At 72.1% G+C, this 15,983-nt stretch carries 14 protein-coding genes; 6 read left to right on the forward strand and 8 right to left on the reverse strand.

Features of this window, described 5'->3' with window-relative positions:
- Positions 1 to 61: 61 nt before the first annotated feature.
- The 7 genes from ACWGJ2_RS11890 to ACWGJ2_RS11920 all read right to left on the reverse strand — a co-directional run bounded on the left by ACWGJ2_RS11890 (position 62) and on the right by ACWGJ2_RS11920 (position 7,193).
- Entirely contained in the window at positions 62 to 796 is a 735-nt protein-coding gene (locus tag ACWGJ2_RS11890) for an NADPH-dependent F420 reductase (RefSeq protein WP_453345899.1), read from the reverse strand.
- A 140-nt stretch (positions 797 to 936) separates the two neighbouring features.
- Positions 937 to 1,533: a TetR/AcrR family transcriptional regulator gene (locus ACWGJ2_RS11895; protein WP_453345900.1), complete on the reverse strand. Its 597-nt coding sequence runs from the start codon at positions 1,531 to 1,533 to the stop codon at positions 937 to 939.
- Positions 1,534 to 1,730: 197 nt separating this feature from the next.
- Positions 1,731 to 2,792, reverse strand: a complete 1,062-nt coding sequence (locus tag ACWGJ2_RS11900) for a phosphatidylinositol-specific phospholipase C domain-containing protein (protein WP_453345901.1) — start codon at positions 2,790 to 2,792, stop codon at positions 1,731 to 1,733.
- A gap of 245 nt (positions 2,793 to 3,037) precedes the next feature.
- The gene (locus ACWGJ2_RS11905) at positions 3,038 to 4,006 is read right to left on the reverse strand and encodes a TIGR03557 family F420-dependent LLM class oxidoreductase (RefSeq protein WP_453345902.1); all 969 of its coding nucleotides are present in this window, start codon (positions 4,004 to 4,006) and stop codon (positions 3,038 to 3,040) included.
- Positions 4,007 to 4,116: 110 nt separating this feature from the next.
- Positions 4,117 to 5,067, reverse strand: a complete 951-nt coding sequence (locus tag ACWGJ2_RS11910; RefSeq protein WP_453345903.1) for a cytochrome c oxidase assembly protein — start codon at positions 5,065 to 5,067, stop codon at positions 4,117 to 4,119.
- Positions 5,068 to 5,195: 128 nt separating this feature from the next.
- Entirely contained in the window at positions 5,196 to 5,924 is a 729-nt protein-coding gene (locus ACWGJ2_RS11915) for a type 1 glutamine amidotransferase (protein ID WP_453345904.1), read from the reverse strand.
- A gap of 30 nt (positions 5,925 to 5,954) precedes the next feature.
- Positions 5,955 to 7,193: a MurT ligase domain-containing protein gene (locus ACWGJ2_RS11920; protein ID WP_453345905.1), complete on the reverse strand. Its 1,239-nt coding sequence runs from the start codon at positions 7,191 to 7,193 to the stop codon at positions 5,955 to 5,957.
- Between the two features lie 107 nt (positions 7,194 to 7,300).
- Here ACWGJ2_RS11920 and def point away from each other — a divergent pair, with 107 nt between their 5' ends.
- On the forward strand, positions 7,301 to 7,846 hold the full coding sequence (gene def, locus ACWGJ2_RS11925) for a peptide deformylase (RefSeq protein WP_453345906.1): 546 nt from the start codon (positions 7,301 to 7,303) through the stop codon (positions 7,844 to 7,846).
- Positions 7,847 to 7,927: 81 nt separating this feature from the next.
- On the opposite strand, the gene ACWGJ2_RS11930 is transcribed toward def, so the two are convergent.
- Positions 7,928 to 8,575 carry a TetR family transcriptional regulator gene (locus ACWGJ2_RS11930; protein ID WP_453345907.1) on the reverse strand — a complete coding sequence of 216 codons (648 nt, stop codon included), beginning with the start codon at positions 8,573 to 8,575 and terminating at the stop codon, positions 7,928 to 7,930.
- A 169-nt stretch (positions 8,576 to 8,744) separates the two neighbouring features.
- On the opposite strand from ACWGJ2_RS11930, the gene ACWGJ2_RS11935 reads away from it, so the two are divergent.
- The 5 genes from ACWGJ2_RS11935 (at position 8,745) to meaB (ending at position 15,875) form a co-directional block, all read left to right on the forward strand.
- Complete coding sequence (locus ACWGJ2_RS11935) at positions 8,745 to 9,977, forward strand: acyl-CoA dehydrogenase family protein (RefSeq protein ID WP_453345908.1); 1,233 nt, start codon at positions 8,745 to 8,747, stop codon at positions 9,975 to 9,977.
- Between the two features lie 172 nt (positions 9,978 to 10,149).
- Positions 10,150 to 10,308 carry a hypothetical protein gene (locus ACWGJ2_RS11940; protein ID WP_453345909.1) on the forward strand — a complete coding sequence of 53 codons (159 nt, stop codon included), beginning with the start codon at positions 10,150 to 10,152 and terminating at the stop codon, positions 10,306 to 10,308.
- A 404-nt stretch (positions 10,309 to 10,712) separates the two neighbouring features.
- On the forward strand, positions 10,713 to 12,614 hold the full coding sequence (locus tag ACWGJ2_RS11945; protein WP_453345910.1) for a methylmalonyl-CoA mutase family protein: 1,902 nt from the start codon (positions 10,713 to 10,715) through the stop codon (positions 12,612 to 12,614).
- Positions 12,611 to 14,878 carry a methylmalonyl-CoA mutase gene (gene scpA / locus ACWGJ2_RS11950; protein ID WP_453345911.1) on the forward strand — a complete coding sequence of 756 codons (2,268 nt, stop codon included), beginning with the start codon at positions 12,611 to 12,613 and terminating at the stop codon, positions 14,876 to 14,878. Before ACWGJ2_RS11945 ends, scpA begins: the two co-directional genes overlap by 4 nt.
- Positions 14,879 to 14,882: 4 nt before the next feature.
- Positions 14,883 to 15,875, forward strand: coding sequence for a methylmalonyl Co-A mutase-associated GTPase MeaB (meaB, locus tag ACWGJ2_RS11955; RefSeq protein ID WP_453345912.1), 993 nt, complete (start codon positions 14,883 to 14,885; stop codon positions 15,873 to 15,875).
- The last annotated feature ends 108 nt before the right edge of the window (positions 15,876 to 15,983 follow it).

Raw genomic sequence — 15,983 nt, forward strand, 5'->3', positions numbered from 1 at the left:
TCCGGTGACCGCGATTGCGTCCGAGGGGGCTGTCGCGGGCTTGGCGGCAGCGCCAGGCGCGTCAGCGGTGGAAGGAGCGGTTCAGCTCGACGAGCTGCTCCCGCGTGGGCGTGGAGGTGAAGGCGGCGAAGCGCTCCATCGCGCGGTCACGGTTGCGCGGGGCCTGCTCCCGGTCGGCCGAGCCGAGGGCCTTCTCCAGGTCCCGCAGGTCCAGTTCGGTGCAGTAGGCGGGGGTCATCGGCTGCTGGCGCCAGGAGTCGGCCAGCACCCCGGCATCGAAGGGGTCAAAGCCGGTTTCGTCCACTAGACGCATGCCCACACGCCGCGCCTCCTCGGAGTCCGCCGCGACCGGCAGCGCGATGCGGCCCGGGGTGCCCGCCGGAGCGTCCTTGGCCTGGAACGTCTGTGCCAGCACGGCGTTCCACGCCTTGACCACGGGCCGCCCCAGATGCTCGGTGACCCACAGGCTTTCCACCTGGCCGTTGTCCACCGCCTTGATGGCGCCGTCCCGGTGAGGCATGTAGTTGGAGGTGTCGATGACCACGGTTTCCTCGGGCACGGAGGCGAACAGCGGCGCCACCGCCGGGATCCGCCCGAACGGGATGGACAGAACGATGACGTCCTTGCCCTGGACCGCGTCGGCCGCGGTCACCGCGTGCGCCCCGAATTCCAGCGCCTCGGCATCGATCGTCTCAGGGCCCCGGGAGTTGGCGACCGCGACGTCGTGTCCGCCCACGCTGAGTCTGCGCGCCAGCGTCGTCCCGATCGGCCCGGTTCCGATAACACCAATTCTCATGATTTGTCCCTCTCGATGTCGCACCACCCCCAGGGAGGGGACGGCAAGATGTGATGGATGAACCGCGCGGGGAGAACGCCGCCGGGACTCTCAACGGCACCGGCGGCCGACGGCCGACGGCGAGGAAAGCGGCCGGTGGCCTACCCCTCGTCGTTCTGTTCCCGGTATCCGCTCTCGATGAGCGTGCGCAGGCGGCCGAGCGATTCCTCATCGGTGGCGCCGGTCCCGCTGATCCAGGCGGTGGAGACCGCCGCGAGGTACAGGTCGTACCCCTTCACCGAGGGCCGCGCGTGCCCCGCGGCCTGCGCGGCGCGCAGATATTCGTCGGTGGTGGCGATGAGGTCGTCGCAGGGAAGGGTGAGCGGGTTGTCCGGCTCCCGCTCCCTGGCCGCGGTCATGAGCGGCTCCGGCAGCCCGCTGAAGGCGCTGAAGTACTCCTCCATCGCGCGCAGCCACTGCCGCAGCCTCTCGGAGGCGTCACCGAGCCGCGCGATGTCCGCCCGGCGGACCACCAGTTCCTCGGAGCGCATCTGGAGCACGGCCGCCAGCAGCGCCTCCCGGGTCGGGAAGTGCCGGTACAGCGTGGCGGGCCCGACGCCCGCCTCCTTGGCCACCGCCTCCAGGGAGGCGCCGACGCCGTCCTTCAGGAAGTGACGCTGGGCCGCCTCCAGGAGGGCCGCACGGTTGCGCTGGACGTCCGCACGGGGCTTGCGCCCTCGCTGTTCCTTGACGCTCATGCACCCTCCGGCCTCGTGCGTTCCTGCGACCACAACAAAACGGAGACTGCCTCCGTACAGATTCGAGCGTAAAACGGAGACAGCCTCCGGTCAACTCCGCGCCGCCGCTCCGCCGACACCCGGAGGGCGCCCGGGGTGGCGACGGCGCCGAGGGTGGCCAGGACCCGGGCCCTGGTCGCCGGGTCCTGGCCACCGGGTCAGCCCTCGCCGCGCGGGACGACCATGGACAGCACCGACGGCAGCGGGTACCAGTCGGAGGTGACGTAACTGGCGTTCGCGCCCGCGAGCTGTGTGACCCGGTCGCGGGCCTGCTGCTCGGTGGGGTTGGTGGCGTCGATCTCCGGGGCCACCTTGTGCGCGTCGGTCATCACGACCAGATAGCCGCGCTCCCTGTACCAGCCGGTGTCGATGTCCCCGGCGGCGTAGGCGGAGGCGTCGCCGTCGAAGAAGACGAACCAGCCGCGTAGGTCCTCCGCGTAGCGGCTCTCGCGCGGGTCGCCCTTCTCCGCGCCGTGTACGGCGGGGAAGGCACCGGCCTCGCCGAGGCGCCCAGCCGCCGCCAGGTCCCGCAGATGGGTGGCGTACTCGCGGTCGGTCCACAGGTCGTCGGCGGGGTTGCCCTCCTCCACCGTGCCCGGTATCAGCTCGAAGACGAACTTGCCCGCGAGCGCCGACCTGTCCGGCCAGGCCCCGGCGCGGACCGCCTCGTCCAGGTTCGCGTGGTCTCCGGCGAGGTCGGCGGGGCGGTAGAGCGCGTCGCCGAGCTTCTCCGTCAGCAGCGCGTCCAGTTGTGCCGGGCCGCGGTCGGCCTTGCCGTAGAACCCGTCCTTCATCTCCACCTTGATGGTGACGGGCGCGTGGTCCGGGTGTGCTTCGTGCCAGGCCCGCATGTCCGCGAGGCAGCCGCCGAGGCTCTGGTTGCGGGGCTTGGTGCGCAGCTCGTCCGGCGAGGAGGCGTTCTCGCAGTTGTTGTCGCTGCCGATCGGGTTGTTGTGCGCGACGCGCCAGCCCGAGCCGAAGGCGCTGGTCCAGACGTCGAGTTCGAGGAGGGACGCGCCGGAGTCGAGGGCATCGGCGAAGTAGCCGTACTTGTCCTTCTCGTACGCGTTGTGCACGCCCACGGCCGTGGAGTCGGACACCTTGGCCGTGGGGGTGGGGGCGGACGGGGCCGCTCCGGCGAGCTGCGGGACGGTGAGGGCGCAGGCCGTGGCGGCGAGCGCGGTCGCCGCGGCGGTGGTGACGAGCCGGGATCTGTTCATCCGTGAATGCCTCTGCTGTGAAGTGGGGGGCAGGAAGGCATCAGATTACGGATGTTGCCGCACCACAGGTATGGCACGGAGGAGATGACTCCGGTGAACTCCCGGTGAAGCGGCGGCACTTCGGCCGGGACGGTGCGCCCGCCCCGGCCGAGCGACGGGGACGGGCCTGGCCCGGGTGCGCCGGACAGGGGTACGGGCCGGGCCCGCGCACCCGGCCCGTCATCCCCGCCCGTCAGGCCAGCCCGTCAGGCCAGCGCGTCGTGCAGCGCGGGCAGCAGCTTGGCCGAGGCCCACTCGGTGAACGCGGACTGGGCCTCGCCGCCCGCCTGGACCAGGGCGATCTGGTCGAATCCCGCGTCGGCGAAGGGCCGGATCTTCTCGACGAACTCCCCCACGTCGGAGCCGCAGGGGATCTGCTCGGCCACGTCCTCGGGCCGCACGTACTGCGAGGCGGCCGTGAACGCCTGGGTCCCCGGCAGCTCCGCGTTGACCTTCCAGCCACCGGCGAACCAGCGAAAATTGGCGTGCGCACGACGCATGGCCGTGTCCCTGTCCGGGTCGTAGGAGACGGGGATCTGGCCGATCCTGGGCTTCCCCGCTCCCCCGGCCTCGTCGAACATCCGGCCCAGCTCGGGCTTGGGCTCCGTCGCGATCAGCACATCGCCCAGCCGCCCCGCGAGATCGCACGACTGGCGCCCCGAGACGGCGACGCCGATGGGCGGCGCGGACTCGGGTACGTCCCACAGCTTCGCGGACTCGACGCGGTAGTGCTTGCCGTCGTGGTTGACGTAGCCGCCCTCGAAGAGGGAGCGGATGAGGGTGATGGCCTCTTCGAGCTTCTCGTGCCGCACGTTCGCGGCGGGCCATGGGCCCACGACGTGCTCGTTCAGGTTCTCGCCCGCGCCGAGCCCGAGGGTGAAGCGGCCCTCGGACAGCAACTGCACGGTCGCGGCCTTCTGGGCGACGACGACGGGGTGGTAGCGGAAGGTCGGGCACGTCACATACGAGACGAGCGGCAGCCGCTCGGTCACCTGGGCCACTGCCCCGAGCACGGTCCACACATACGGCGAGTGCCCCTGTTCGGGAAGCCAGGGAAAGAGATGGTCGGAGGCGACGGCGAAGTCGAAGCCCGCCCGCTCGGCCGCCACCGCGTCCTCGACGAGCTGGCGCGGGCCTGCTTGTTCGCCCATCAGCGTGTATCCCATACGTACCATGGCGATGGCTGTACCCCGGTGCGGCGGCGCAAGGCATCACCACGGCCACTGATCACCCGCATGGCCCGTACGGCTCGTATGACCCGTACGGCCCGCGCGGCGGTGCGCTGCTACTGGCCGCGTGCCTGGAGCGAGGCGAGGTAGGCGTTGTAGGCGGCCAGCTCCTTGTCGCCGTCCCGGTCGGCCTTGCGGTCGTCGCGACGGGCCTGGCGCTGCTCCGTCACGTACCACTGGAAGACGAGCGCCACGAGGACGATGACCGACGGGATCTCGCTGAACGCCCAGGCAATGCCCCCCGCCGCCGTCTGGTCCGAGAGCGCGGTGACCCCGAGCGAGGCGGGCGGGTCGGCGTAGGTGCTGACCATCGGGCGGGTGGCCATCATCAGCGCGATGCCGAAGAACGCGTGGAAGGGCATGCCCGCGAACAGTTCCAGCATCCGCATGACGTAGCCGGGCCGGTTCGGGCCCGGGTCGATGCCCATGATCGGCCAGAAGAAGATCAGGCCGACGGCGAGGAAGTGGACCATCATCGCGATGTGGCCCGTCTTCGAGCCCATCAGGAAGTCGAAGAGGGGGGTGAAGTAGAGCGCGTAGAGACTCGCGATGAACAGGGGGATGGTGAAGGCCGCGTGGCTGATCACGCGGACGTAGCGGCTGTGCAGCAGCGCCACCAGCAGCTCGCGGGGCCCCTTCCTGCCCCGGCCGGCCGAGGGCAGCGCCCGCAGCGTCAGCGTCACGGGGGCGCCCAGCAGAAGCAGGATCGGCGACAGCATGCTGATCACCATGTGCTGCACCATGTGCACGCTGAACAGGACCATGCCGTACTCGTTCAGCGCCGTGCACATCACCAGCGCCACCGTCAGCACGCCCACGGTCCAGGCGATGGTGCGGCTCACCGGCCAGGTGTCGCCGCGGCGGCGCAGCCGGATGACGGCCCAGCCGTACAGGCCGAGCGCCAGCAGGCAGCCGACCAGGAAGAACGGCTCGCCCGTGAACTCCAGACCCCGTCCCAGCGTGAACGGCGGCAGGTCCATCGTCATGCCGTGTCCGCTGTGATCCATCCGTGCTCTCCCGGTTCGCGCCGATCCGCCCGGACCAGCGTAGAACCGCCCCCGCCGTGCCGGGCACGCGGGGGCGGTCTGATGTGCCGCGACGGTCAGGCAGAAGCCGGACGGCCGTCAGACAGACGTCAGGCGGGCTGCGTGGCCGCCGCGATGCGCTCCTGGCGCAGCGCCTCGTACCAGCGGTCGTCGGCCGGGGGCAGCGCGTTCACGTCGAGCGCGAGCTTGATCAGCAGATCGGCGATCAGCGGGTTGCGGGCCAGCACGGGTCCGTGCATGTACGTGCCGAAGACCGTGTCGTTCCAGGCGCCCTCGGTGCCGTCACCCGTGCCGTTGCCCTTGCCGAGGCGGACCCTGGCGAGGGGGCGGGCCGTGGGGCCGAGGTGGGTGACGCCCTGGTGGTTCTCGAAGCCGGTGAGCTGCGGCAGGCCGAGGCGGTCGTCGATGTCGCCCAGCACGTCGCCGACACAGCGCTCGGCCTCGCCGCGGGTGCTGACCACGTCGAGCAGGCCGAGGCCCTGCTCACGGGCGCCGAGGTCGTTGATGAACTCGTGGCCCAGGATCTGGTACCCGGCGCAGACGGAGAAGATGATCGCGCCGTTGTCCACGGCCCGGTTCAGACCGCCGTCGCGGCGCAGCCGCTCCGCCGCGAGCCGCTGCGGCCTGTCCTCGCCGCCGCCGATGAGATAAATGTCGGCGGAGGTGGGGATCGCCTGGTCCGAGCGCACGTCCGTGCGCTCCACGAAGAGCCCGCGCTGCTGCGCGCGGCGCTCCACGACCAGCGCGTTGCCCTGATCGCCGTAGGTGCTGAGCAGGTCGGGGTAGACCCACACCACCCGGAGGCCCGTATTACTCATGCTCGCCGATCTCCTTCGGGGAACGAGGGGTCAGTTGCCGACGACGCGGCGCAGGTCCTGGAACGCGGTGTAGTTCGCGATGGCCTCGATGCGGCCGGGCGGCAGGATGCGGACGGCCTCGTCCACGTCCGAGCACACCTCGAAATCGACGCCCGCGACCTCCAGCCGCACCGCGAGGTCCAGCTTGCGGTCGCCGATGACGCAGATCGGGTGCCCGGCCAGCCGCGAGTAGTCGACGTCCCACAGCCAGGAGGTGTCGGTGCCGTCCGCGCCGCGCGCGTTGACGGAGAGGATCACGGGGGCCGGGGGCGCGTCGATGAGGGAGAAGGTCTCCAGCCAGCCCGCCGGGTTCTTGGCGAGCAGCAGCCGCACGTCACGGCCCTGGTAGGAGACGACGTCATAGCGCCCGGCGACCGCCGTCACGGCGTGCATGCGCTCCAGCGCCACCTGCGGGGGCACCCCGAAGGCGGCGGCGACGGCGGCCGACGTGGCGGCGTTGGCCTTGTTGGCGCGGCCGGGGAGCTGGAGCACGATGGGCCAGGCGGAGCCGTGCGGGTCCAGCACGTGGTCACCGGAGAGTGCCCAGCTCGGGGTGGGGCGGCGGAAGCCGCACTCGGCGCAGAACCAGTCGTCCCCGGGGCGCTGCATCACGCCGCCGCAGGCGGGGCAGGACCAGGCGTCGTCCTTCCACTCCTGGCCCGCGGCCACCCAGACCACGTTCGGCGAGGAGGAGGCGGCCCAGACCACCAGCGGGTCGTCGGCGTTGGCGATGATGACCGCCTTCTGGCCCGACAGGCCCTCGCGCCAGTGCTCGGCGAGCATGCGGGTCTCGGCGGCGCGGTCGAGCTGGTCCCTGGAGAGGTTGAGCAGCGCGATGGCCTTGGGCGTGACGTCCCTGGCGACGTTGGCGAGGTACTTCTCGTCGACCTCGATCACGCCGAACTGGGCGTCCGAGCCGCCCGCGAGCGCGGAGGTGATGCCCGCTGGCATGTTGGCGCCCAGGGCGTTCGAGACGACGATGCCGTTGGCGCGGAGTGCCTCCGCGATGAGGCGGGTCGTGGTCGTCTTGCCGTTGGTCGCCGACACCAGGACCACGTCCAGGTTCTGTGCCACGCGTGCCAGCAGGTCGGGGTCGAGTCTCAGCGCCACCTTGCCGCCGATCACCGACCCGCTGCCGCGCCCCGCGGCTCGCGACACCGCCGCTGCGGCCCTGCCGGCCGTGACGGCCAGCCTCGCCCGCGGCGACAGCGGCTCCGTGTTGCCTGCCATCGTCCTTGATCCTCCTTGCCCCTCGGTCGGGAGAAGCCTACCGAGATACCGCGCGGCCCCCGAACCGCGCCACCCTGCGAAAATCCCCGCCCCGTACCCTTGCCCCCATGCAACGCGGCACCATTCCCGGCAGTTCCGGCTCCGTACGCCCCCTGCGGAGGTACGGGGACGCGGTGCTGCACGCCGCGGCGCGCGACGTCACCGGGGACGACGGGCCGCTCGCGCCGCTCGTCGAGGACCTGTTGGCCACGATGTACGCGCACGAGGGCGTCGGTCTCGCGGCGCCGCAGATCGGTGTCCCGCTGAGGCTGTTCGTCTTCGACTGCCCCGACGACGAGGAACGCCGTCACCGAGGACATGTCGTCAACCCCCGCCTCGTGGAGGCCGACGGTGTCACCGTACGCGGTCCGGAGGGCTGTCTGTCACTCCCGGGTCTGGAGGCGGGCACGCCACGTCACGATCACACGGTGATCGAGGGCACGGATGTGGACGGCGCGCCGGTGCGGGTCGAGGGCACGGGGTTCTTCGCGCGCTGCCTCCAGCACGAGTTCGACCACCTGGAGGGGACCGTCTACGCGGACCGCCTCACGGGGCTGCGCCGGCGGCGGCTGCTGCGGGCCGTGCGGCGCGCGGGCTGGTACGGGGGCGGGTGAGCGGTACCGGTACCGGATCCGGCACCGGGTGGGCCGTCGCGGGGCCGGGGGCGCCGGACGGGCCGGGCGAGTCGGACGGGGTCAGAAGCCCGGGCCTCCCACCCTGTCCCCCGCCGCCGCAAGGCGTCCCCATAGCAGGTCGGCGAGGTGCCGGACCAGTTGGGCGCGCGAGCACGGTCTCTCGCGCAGCCACCAGTCCCCCGCCGCGTGCATCATGCCGACGATGCCGTGCCCCCAGACCCGGGCCAGCTCCTCGCCGCCGGGCCCGAGGTCGACCCGTTCGGCGATCACCTTGGCCAGCTCTTCGCCGAGCCGCCGCAGCAGGGGCGCGGAGTGCTGCCCGACGTCGAAGCTGCGCTCCACGGGGGCGCCGTCCTCGGCCGGGTGCATCAGGAAGCGGTAGACCTGCGGCCTGGCCTCGATCGCCGCGAGGTAGGTGTCGAGCGTGGCCTCGACGCGTTCACGCCGCTCCCTGGGTGCGTCGAGCGCGGCCCGCAGCGCGTCGAGGAGGGCGTCGGTGTGGCGCACGGCGAGGGCGCGGTAGAGGCCGCCCTTGTCGCCGAAGTGGCGGTACAGGATGGGCTTGGTGATCCCCGCCTCCGCCGCGATGGCGTTCATGGAGGCGCCGGGGCCGTCCCGCAGAACGACCCGGTCAGCCGCCTCCAGCAGCTCCCTGCGGCGCCGTTCCGCGGCGCTCCGCTGATCGTCGCGTTGTGTGGTCGTCCCCATGGAAGGTGCCTCCCCGCCCCTCTTGCTCGCTTTGCCCCCGCGCAACGTAACACCCGCGGTACGGAGGAAACGGGCACGGCAGTCGGGAGGAGGGGAGTTGACATCTCTTACTGGCGAGTAACAGACTCTCAATTACCGAAGGTAACCAGATGTCTGGAAGGGAACCGCCATGGCCGACCCCGCATTCGCGCTCGACCTCAACGACGAGCAGAAAGAGGTCCGGGAGTGGATCCACGGATTCGCCGCGGATGTCATCCGTCCCGCCGCGGCGGAATGGGACGAGCGCGAGGAGACCCCCTGGCCCATCATCCAGGAGGCGGCCAAGATTGGCCTGTATTCCCTTGACTTCTACGCCCAGCAGTTCTTCGACCCCACAGGACTCGGCATCCCCATGACCATGGAGGAGCTGTTCTGGGGCGACGCGGGCATCGGCCTGTCCATCGTGGGCACGGGTCTGGCGGCCGTCGGCGTGCTCGCCAACGGCACCGAGGAGCAGATAGGCACCTGGGTCCCGCAGATGTACGGGGACGCCGACGACGTGAAGGTCGCCGCCTTCTGCTCCTCCGAGCCGGACGCGGGCTCGGACGTGTCCGCCATGCGCACCCGCGCCGTCTACGACGAGGCCAAGGACGAGTGGGTCCTCAACGGCACCAAGACCTGGGCGACCAACGGCGGCATCGCCAACGTCCACGTCGTCGTGGCCGTCGTCGACCCGGAGCTGGGCTCCAAGGGCCACGCCTCCTTCATCGTCCCGCCGAACACCCCGGGCCTCTCCCAGGGCCAGAAGTTCAAGAAGCACGGCATCCGCGCCTCGCACACCGCCGAGGTCGTGCTGGAGGACGTGCGCATTCCGGGGCACTGCCTGCTGGGCGGCAAGGACAAGCTGGACGAGCGCCTCGCCCGCGCCCGTGAGCGGGCCAAGAAGGGCGGCGAGCGCATCAAGAACGCCGCGATGGCCACGTTCGAGGCGTCGCGCCCGGCCGTCGGCGCCCAGGCCGTGGGCATCGCGCGGGCCGCGTACGAGGTGGCGCTGGAGTACGCCAAGACCCGCATCCAGTTCGGCCGCCCCATCATCGACAACCAGGGCGTCGCCTTCCAGCTCGCCGACATGCGGACCCGTATCGACGCGGCGCGGCTGCTGGTGTGGCGCGCCTCGTGGATGGGCGCGGCGGGCAAGCGCTTCGAGTCGGCCGAGGGCTCGATGTCCAAGCTCTTCGCCGGGGAGACCGCCAAGACGGTGACCGCGCAGGCCATGCAGATCCTCGGCGGCAACGGATACACGCGCGAGTACCCCGTCGAGCGCATGCACCGGGACGCCGCGATCTACTCGATCTTCGAGGGCACCAGCGAGATCCAGCGCCTGGTGATCGCCCGTACGGTCTCGGGCGCCACCATCCGCTGACCTGGGCCCCGCGCCCCCCGTCAACCGGCCCGCGCTCACCGGCCCGCGCCCGGGATGTCCGGAGCGGGCCGGTAGCGCGCACGGCCCCGCCGGGCGACCATGGTGACCTGGCGGCGGTTCCGTACGTGCGGCACTCCGTGGCGCCGCGGGCCGTCGGGAGGAGGGTGCTGAGATGCCTGGTACCGCGAAGGCGCTGACGGTGTGCACGGTGGTCGCGCTTGTCATCGTGACCGCCTACACGGTGACCCTGGGGGGCAGTGGCTGGCTGTGGTTCGCCTGGATCGTGCTGGTACTGATCACCGTGGGGGCCGTGGCCACCAAGGAGAGCTGAACCGAGGGAGCGCGAGCGTGGGGCGGCCGGGTCCGGCGGGACCCGGCCGCCCTTTCCTTGCGCCCCACACCTTTGCCCCTCGCGCCCTTCGCGTGAATTGCCGCACCGCATTCCGCCCGCGTGCACCGATGATTTCCGGACAGCCGGAACGGCCGGTCCCGTGCCGCGAGGAAAGCTACTGCGAAAGGCCGACCGGCCTCTCCGCCACCCGCAGCGCACGCCTCGCTCCCTTTCACCGGAAACGGCTCCTCCCGTACGCGGAGGAACTCGTCCCGAAAGGCCGTTCCGCGCCGGGAACGGCCGGAAACAGGGGCGCGGAAACGGCGGAAACCCGGGGCGGAGGGAGTCCAAGATCACAGCTTTGCCGTCTGCTGCGATCACCCGGCCTCACCTAGCCTGCCGTCATGACGGTCCCGCCTGACGATGGGCTCTCCCTGGCCGCCGACTTCCCCGACGCCACGCGTGAGCAGTGGCGGCGACTCGTCTCGGGGGTGCTGCGCAGGACAGGGGTCACGCCCGCAGACGAAGAGGTTCCCGAGTCCGCTCTCGCCACCGCGCTGCGCGACGGCATCCGGGTGAACCCGCTCTACACCGCCGAGGACGCCGAGGCGGACCACGGCCTGCCCGGCTCCGGCCTGCCCGGCTTCGCGCCCTACACCCGGGGCGCCAGGCCCGAGGGCAATGTCGCGGGCGGCTGGGACATCCGGCAGCGCCACGCCCTGGGCGACGCGCGCGCCGTGCGCGAGGCGGTACTAGCCGACCTGGAGAACGGCGTCAGCTCCGTGTGGCTGACGGTGGGTCAGGGCGGGTTTCCCGTACGTGACCTGGCCACCGCGCTGGAGGGCGTCTATCTGGACCTGGCGCCCGTCGTCCTCGAAGCGGGCGCAGAGGCGGGCGCGGCTGGCCGGGAGCTGCTCCGGCTCTACGCGGCCTCCGGCGGCCCCTCCCCCGACGCACCGGCCAACCTGGGCGCCGACCCGCTGGGCCACGCGGCCCGCACGGGGCGGCACACGGAGGCCGAGGCCCTGGGCGCCGACGCGGCCGGGCTGGCCGTGCTCTGCGCTGCCGACCACCCCGGTGTGCGGGCCCTCACCGTCGACGCGCTGCCCTACCACGAGGCGGGCGCCTCCCCCGCGCAGGAGCTGGGGTGCGCGCTGGCCACCGGGGTGGCCTATCTGCGGCTGCTGACGGAAGCGGGGCTCCCGGTGGCCGAGGCGTGCGCGCAACTGGAGTTCCGCTACGCGGCGAGCGCCGACCAGTTCACCACCATCGCGTCCTTCCGCGCCGCCAGGCGGCTGTGGGCGCGGGTCGTGGAGGCGTGCGGCGCGGATCCTGAGGCGGGTGCGCAGCGCCAGCACGCCGTGACCTCGCCGGTGATGATGACCCGGCGCGACCCGTGGGTGAACATGCTGCGCACGACCGTCGCCGCGCTGAGCGCCGGGGTCGCGGGCGCCGACGCGGTGACCGTGCTGCCCTTCGACCACGCGCTGGGTGTCCCCGACGGCTTCGCGCGCCGCATCGCCCGCAACACCTCCAGCATCCTCGTGGAGGAGTCCCGGCTGGCCGGGGTGATCGACCCCGCCGGCGGCTCCTGGTACGTGGAGCGGCTGACCGACGAGCTGGCCCGCGCCGCCTGGGCCTGGTTCCAGGAGATCGAGCGCGCGGGAGGCATGGCGGCGGCGCTGCGCGAAGGGCTCGTCGCCGGACGGCTGGACGACGAGTGGGCCCGGCGCTCCGCCGAGCTGGCCCGCAGGCGGGAGCCGGTGACCGGGGTGAGCGAGTTCCCGAACCTGGCGGAGCGGCCGCCGAGGCGCGAGGCTCCGCCCGCGCCCGCGAGCGGCGGACTGCCGCGCGTGCGGCGCGACGACGGCTTCGAGGAGCTGCGGGCACGCTCCGACGCGCACCTGGCCGCGACGGGCGGGCGGCCGAGGCTCTTCCTCGCCGCGCTCGGACCGGCCGCCGAGCACACCGCGCGGGCCTCCTTCGTCGCCAACCTCCTCCAGGCGGGCGGCATCACACCGGTGCACGACCCCGTGTCGGTCGACGCGGCCTCGGCCGGTGCGGCGCTGGCCCGCAGCGGGGCCACGGTGGCGTGTTTGTGCTCCAGCGACGAGCGCTACGCGCGGGAGGCGGGCGAGGTGGCCGCCGAGCTGAAGGCCGCGGGCGCGGCGCACGTGCTTCTGGCGGGCCGCCCTGGCGAGGAGCGGGACGCCTTTCTGCACGCGGGGGTCGACGAGTTCGTCGCGGCGGGCTGCGACGCCGTCGCCGTCCTCTCCTCGCTTCTCGACCGGATCGGAGTGGCATGACCGACAGCGCGGCCCGTCAGCCGGGCACCGTCCCCGACTTCTCCACGATCGCGCTGGACCCCGGGCCCGGACACGGGCACGACAGCGGCGCGCGGCCGGAGGGTTCTGCGGAGCAGTGGCGCGAGGCGGTGCGGAAACGCACCGGGAAGAGCGCCGAGGAGCTGTCGTGGGACACGCCCGAGGGCATCACCGTCAAGCCCCTCTACACCGGTGAGGACCTGGCGGGTCTGGACTTCCTGTCGACGTATCCGGGGATCGCGCCGTATCTGCGCGGCCCGTACCCGACGATGTACGTCAACCAGCCATGGACGATCCGCCAATACGCGGGCTTCTCCACCGCCGAGGAGTCCAACGCCTTCTACCGGCGCAACCTGGCGGCGGGCCAGAAGGGCCTCTCGGTCGCCTTCGACCTGCCCACGCACCGCGGCTACGACAGCGACCACCCGCGTGTCACGGGCGACGTCGGCTTGGCGGGCGTCGCCATCGACTCCATCTACGACATGCGGCAGCTCTTCGACGGCATCCCGCTGGACCGGATGAGCGTGTCGATGACGATGAACGGTGCCGTGCTGCCGGTGCTCGCGCTCTACATCGTCGCGGCCGAGGAGCAGGGTGTGCCGCCCGAGAAGCTGGCGGGGACCATCCAGAACGACATCCTCAAGGAGTTCATGGTCCGCAACACCTACATCTATCCGCCGCAGCCCTCGATGCGGATCATCTCGGACATCTTCGCGTACACCTCGCGGAAGATGCCGCGCTACAACTCCATCTCCATCTCCGGGTACCACATCCAGGAGGCCGGGGCGACGGCCGATCTGGAGCTGGCGTACACGCTGGCCGACGGGGTCGAGTACCTGCGCGCCGGGCTGGACGCGGGGATGGACGTGGACTCCTTCGCGCCCCGGCTCTCGTTCTTCTGGGCGATCGGCATGAACTTCTTCATGGAGATCGCCAAGCTGCGCGCGGCGCGGCTGCTGTGGGCCAGGCTCGTGCGGCAGTTCGGCCCGGAGAACCCCAAGTCGCTGTCGCTGCGCACCCATTCGCAGACCTCGGGCTGGTCGCTGACCGCGCAGGACGTGTTCAACAATGTGACCCGCACCTGTGTGGAGGCCATGGCCGCCACACAGGGCCACACCCAGTCGCTGCACACCAACGCGCTGGACGAGGCGCTGGCGCTGCCCACCGACTTCTCGGCCCGTATCGCACGCAACACGCAGTTGCTGCTCCAGCAGGAGTCCGGCACGTGCCGCGTCATCGACCCATGGGGCGGCAGCGCGTACGTCGAGCGGCTGACCCACGACCTCGCGCGGCGTGCCTGGCAGCACATCGAGGAGGTCGAGGCGGCCGGGGGCATGGCGAAGGCCATCGACGCGGGCATCCCGAAGCTGCGCGTCGAGGAGGCGGCGGCGCGTACGCAGGCGCGGATCGACTCGGGGCGGCAGCCGGTCATCGGCGTCAACAAGTACCGGGCCGAGAGCGACGAGCAGATCGAGGTGCTCAAGGTCGACAACTCCTCCGTGCGCGCCCAGCAGATCGAGAAGCTGCGGCGGCTGCGCGAGGAGCGCGACGAGGACGCGTGCCGGGCGGCGCTGCGGGCGCTCACCGCGTCGGCCGAGGCGGGGCCCGGCAGCGGTTCGGAGGGCGACGGCCTGGAGGGCAATCTGCTGGCCCTCGCGGTGGACGCGGCCCGCGCGAAGGCCACCGTCGGCGAGATCTCCGACGCGCTGGAGAAGGTGTACGGAAGGCACGCGGGCCAGATCCGTACCATCTCCGGTGTGTACAGGAACGAGGCCGGGACGTCGCCCGGAGTGGAGCGCACCCGCGCGCTGGTGGAGGCGTTCGAGGAGGCGGAGGGACGGCGTCCCCGGCTGCTGGTGGCGAAGATGGGCCAGGACGGCCACGACCGGGGCCAGAAGGTGATCGCCACGGCGTTCGCCGACCTCGGCTTCGACGTGGACGTCGGCCCGCTGTTCCAGACCCCGGCCGAGGTGGCGCGGCAGGCCGTGGAGGCGGACGTGCACATCGTGGGCGTCTCCTCGCTCGCCGCAGGACACCTCACGCTCGTGCCCGCGCTGCGGGAGCAACTGGCCGAGGCCGGGCGGGAGGACATCATGATCGTCGTCGGCGGGGTGATCCCACCGCAGGACGTGGACGCGCTGCACGAGGCCGGGGCCGCCGCGGTCTTCCCGCCCGGCACGGTCATCCCGGACGCCGCGCACGACCTGGTGAACAAGCTGGCCGCCGCGCTCGGCCACGAGTGGTGAGGCCATGCCGCCGACGATCGACATCGACCGTTACGCCGAGGGCGTCCTCGCCGGTTCGCGGGCGCACGTCGCGCGCGCCATCACCCTCGTCGAGTCCACCCGCGCCGACCACCGCGCCCTCGCCCAGAAGCTGCTGACGGAGCTGCTGCCGCACGCGGGCACCGCGCGCCGGGTGGGCATCAGCGGCGTGCCCGGCGTGGGCAAGTCCACGTTCATCGACGCGCTGGGCACGCTGCTGACCGGGCGCGGGCACCGGGTCGCGGTGCTCGCCGTCGATCCGTCGTCCAGCCGTACGGGCGGCTCCATCCTGGGCGACAAGACCCGGATGGAGCGGCTGGCGGTCAACCCGGACGCGTTCGTCCGCCCCTCCCCCACCTCGGGCACGCTGGGCGGGGTCGCGAAGGCGACCCGCGAGACCATGATCGTCATGGAGGCGGCCGGCTACGACGTGGTGCTCGTGGAGACCGTGGGCGTCGGGCAGTCCGAGACGGCCGTCGCGCAGATGGTGGACTCCTTCCTGCTGCTGACCCTCGCGCGTACGGGCGACCAGCTCCAGGGCATCAAGAAGGGCGTGCTGGAACTGGCGGACGTGATCGCCGTGAACAAGGCGGACGGCCCCCACGAGCGCGACGCGCGCTCAGCCGCGCGTGAACTCGCGGGCGCGCTACGGCTGATGCAGTCCGCCGACGCGGCCTGGACGCCGCCCGTGCTCAGTTGCAGCGCCAGGGAGAGTGCGGGGCTCGACACGGTGTGGGAGCGCCTGGAGCAGCACCGGGGCGTGCTGGACTCCTCGGGGAAGCTCGCGCGCAAGCGGCGCGACCAGCAGGTGGACTGGGCATGGGCGATGGTGCGCGACCAGTTGCTGAGCCGTCTCCAGGAGCACCCGGAGGTGCGCAGGCTGGCGCCCGGGCTGGAGGAGCGGGTGCGGGAGGGGTCGCTGACGGCGACGCTGGCGGCCGAGCGCATCGTGGAGGCGTTCGGGCTGCCGCGTGCGTGAACGCGCGTGGGCGCGCGGGCCGCGCCGTGCTGCCCCGTGAGTGACGACAAAGACGAGACGACAGCCTGGGCGGACCGTAGGTCTGCCGGGCCGGAAGGGACGAAGGAG

It is taken from the genome of Streptomyces sp. NPDC054796 (assembly GCF_053611545.1).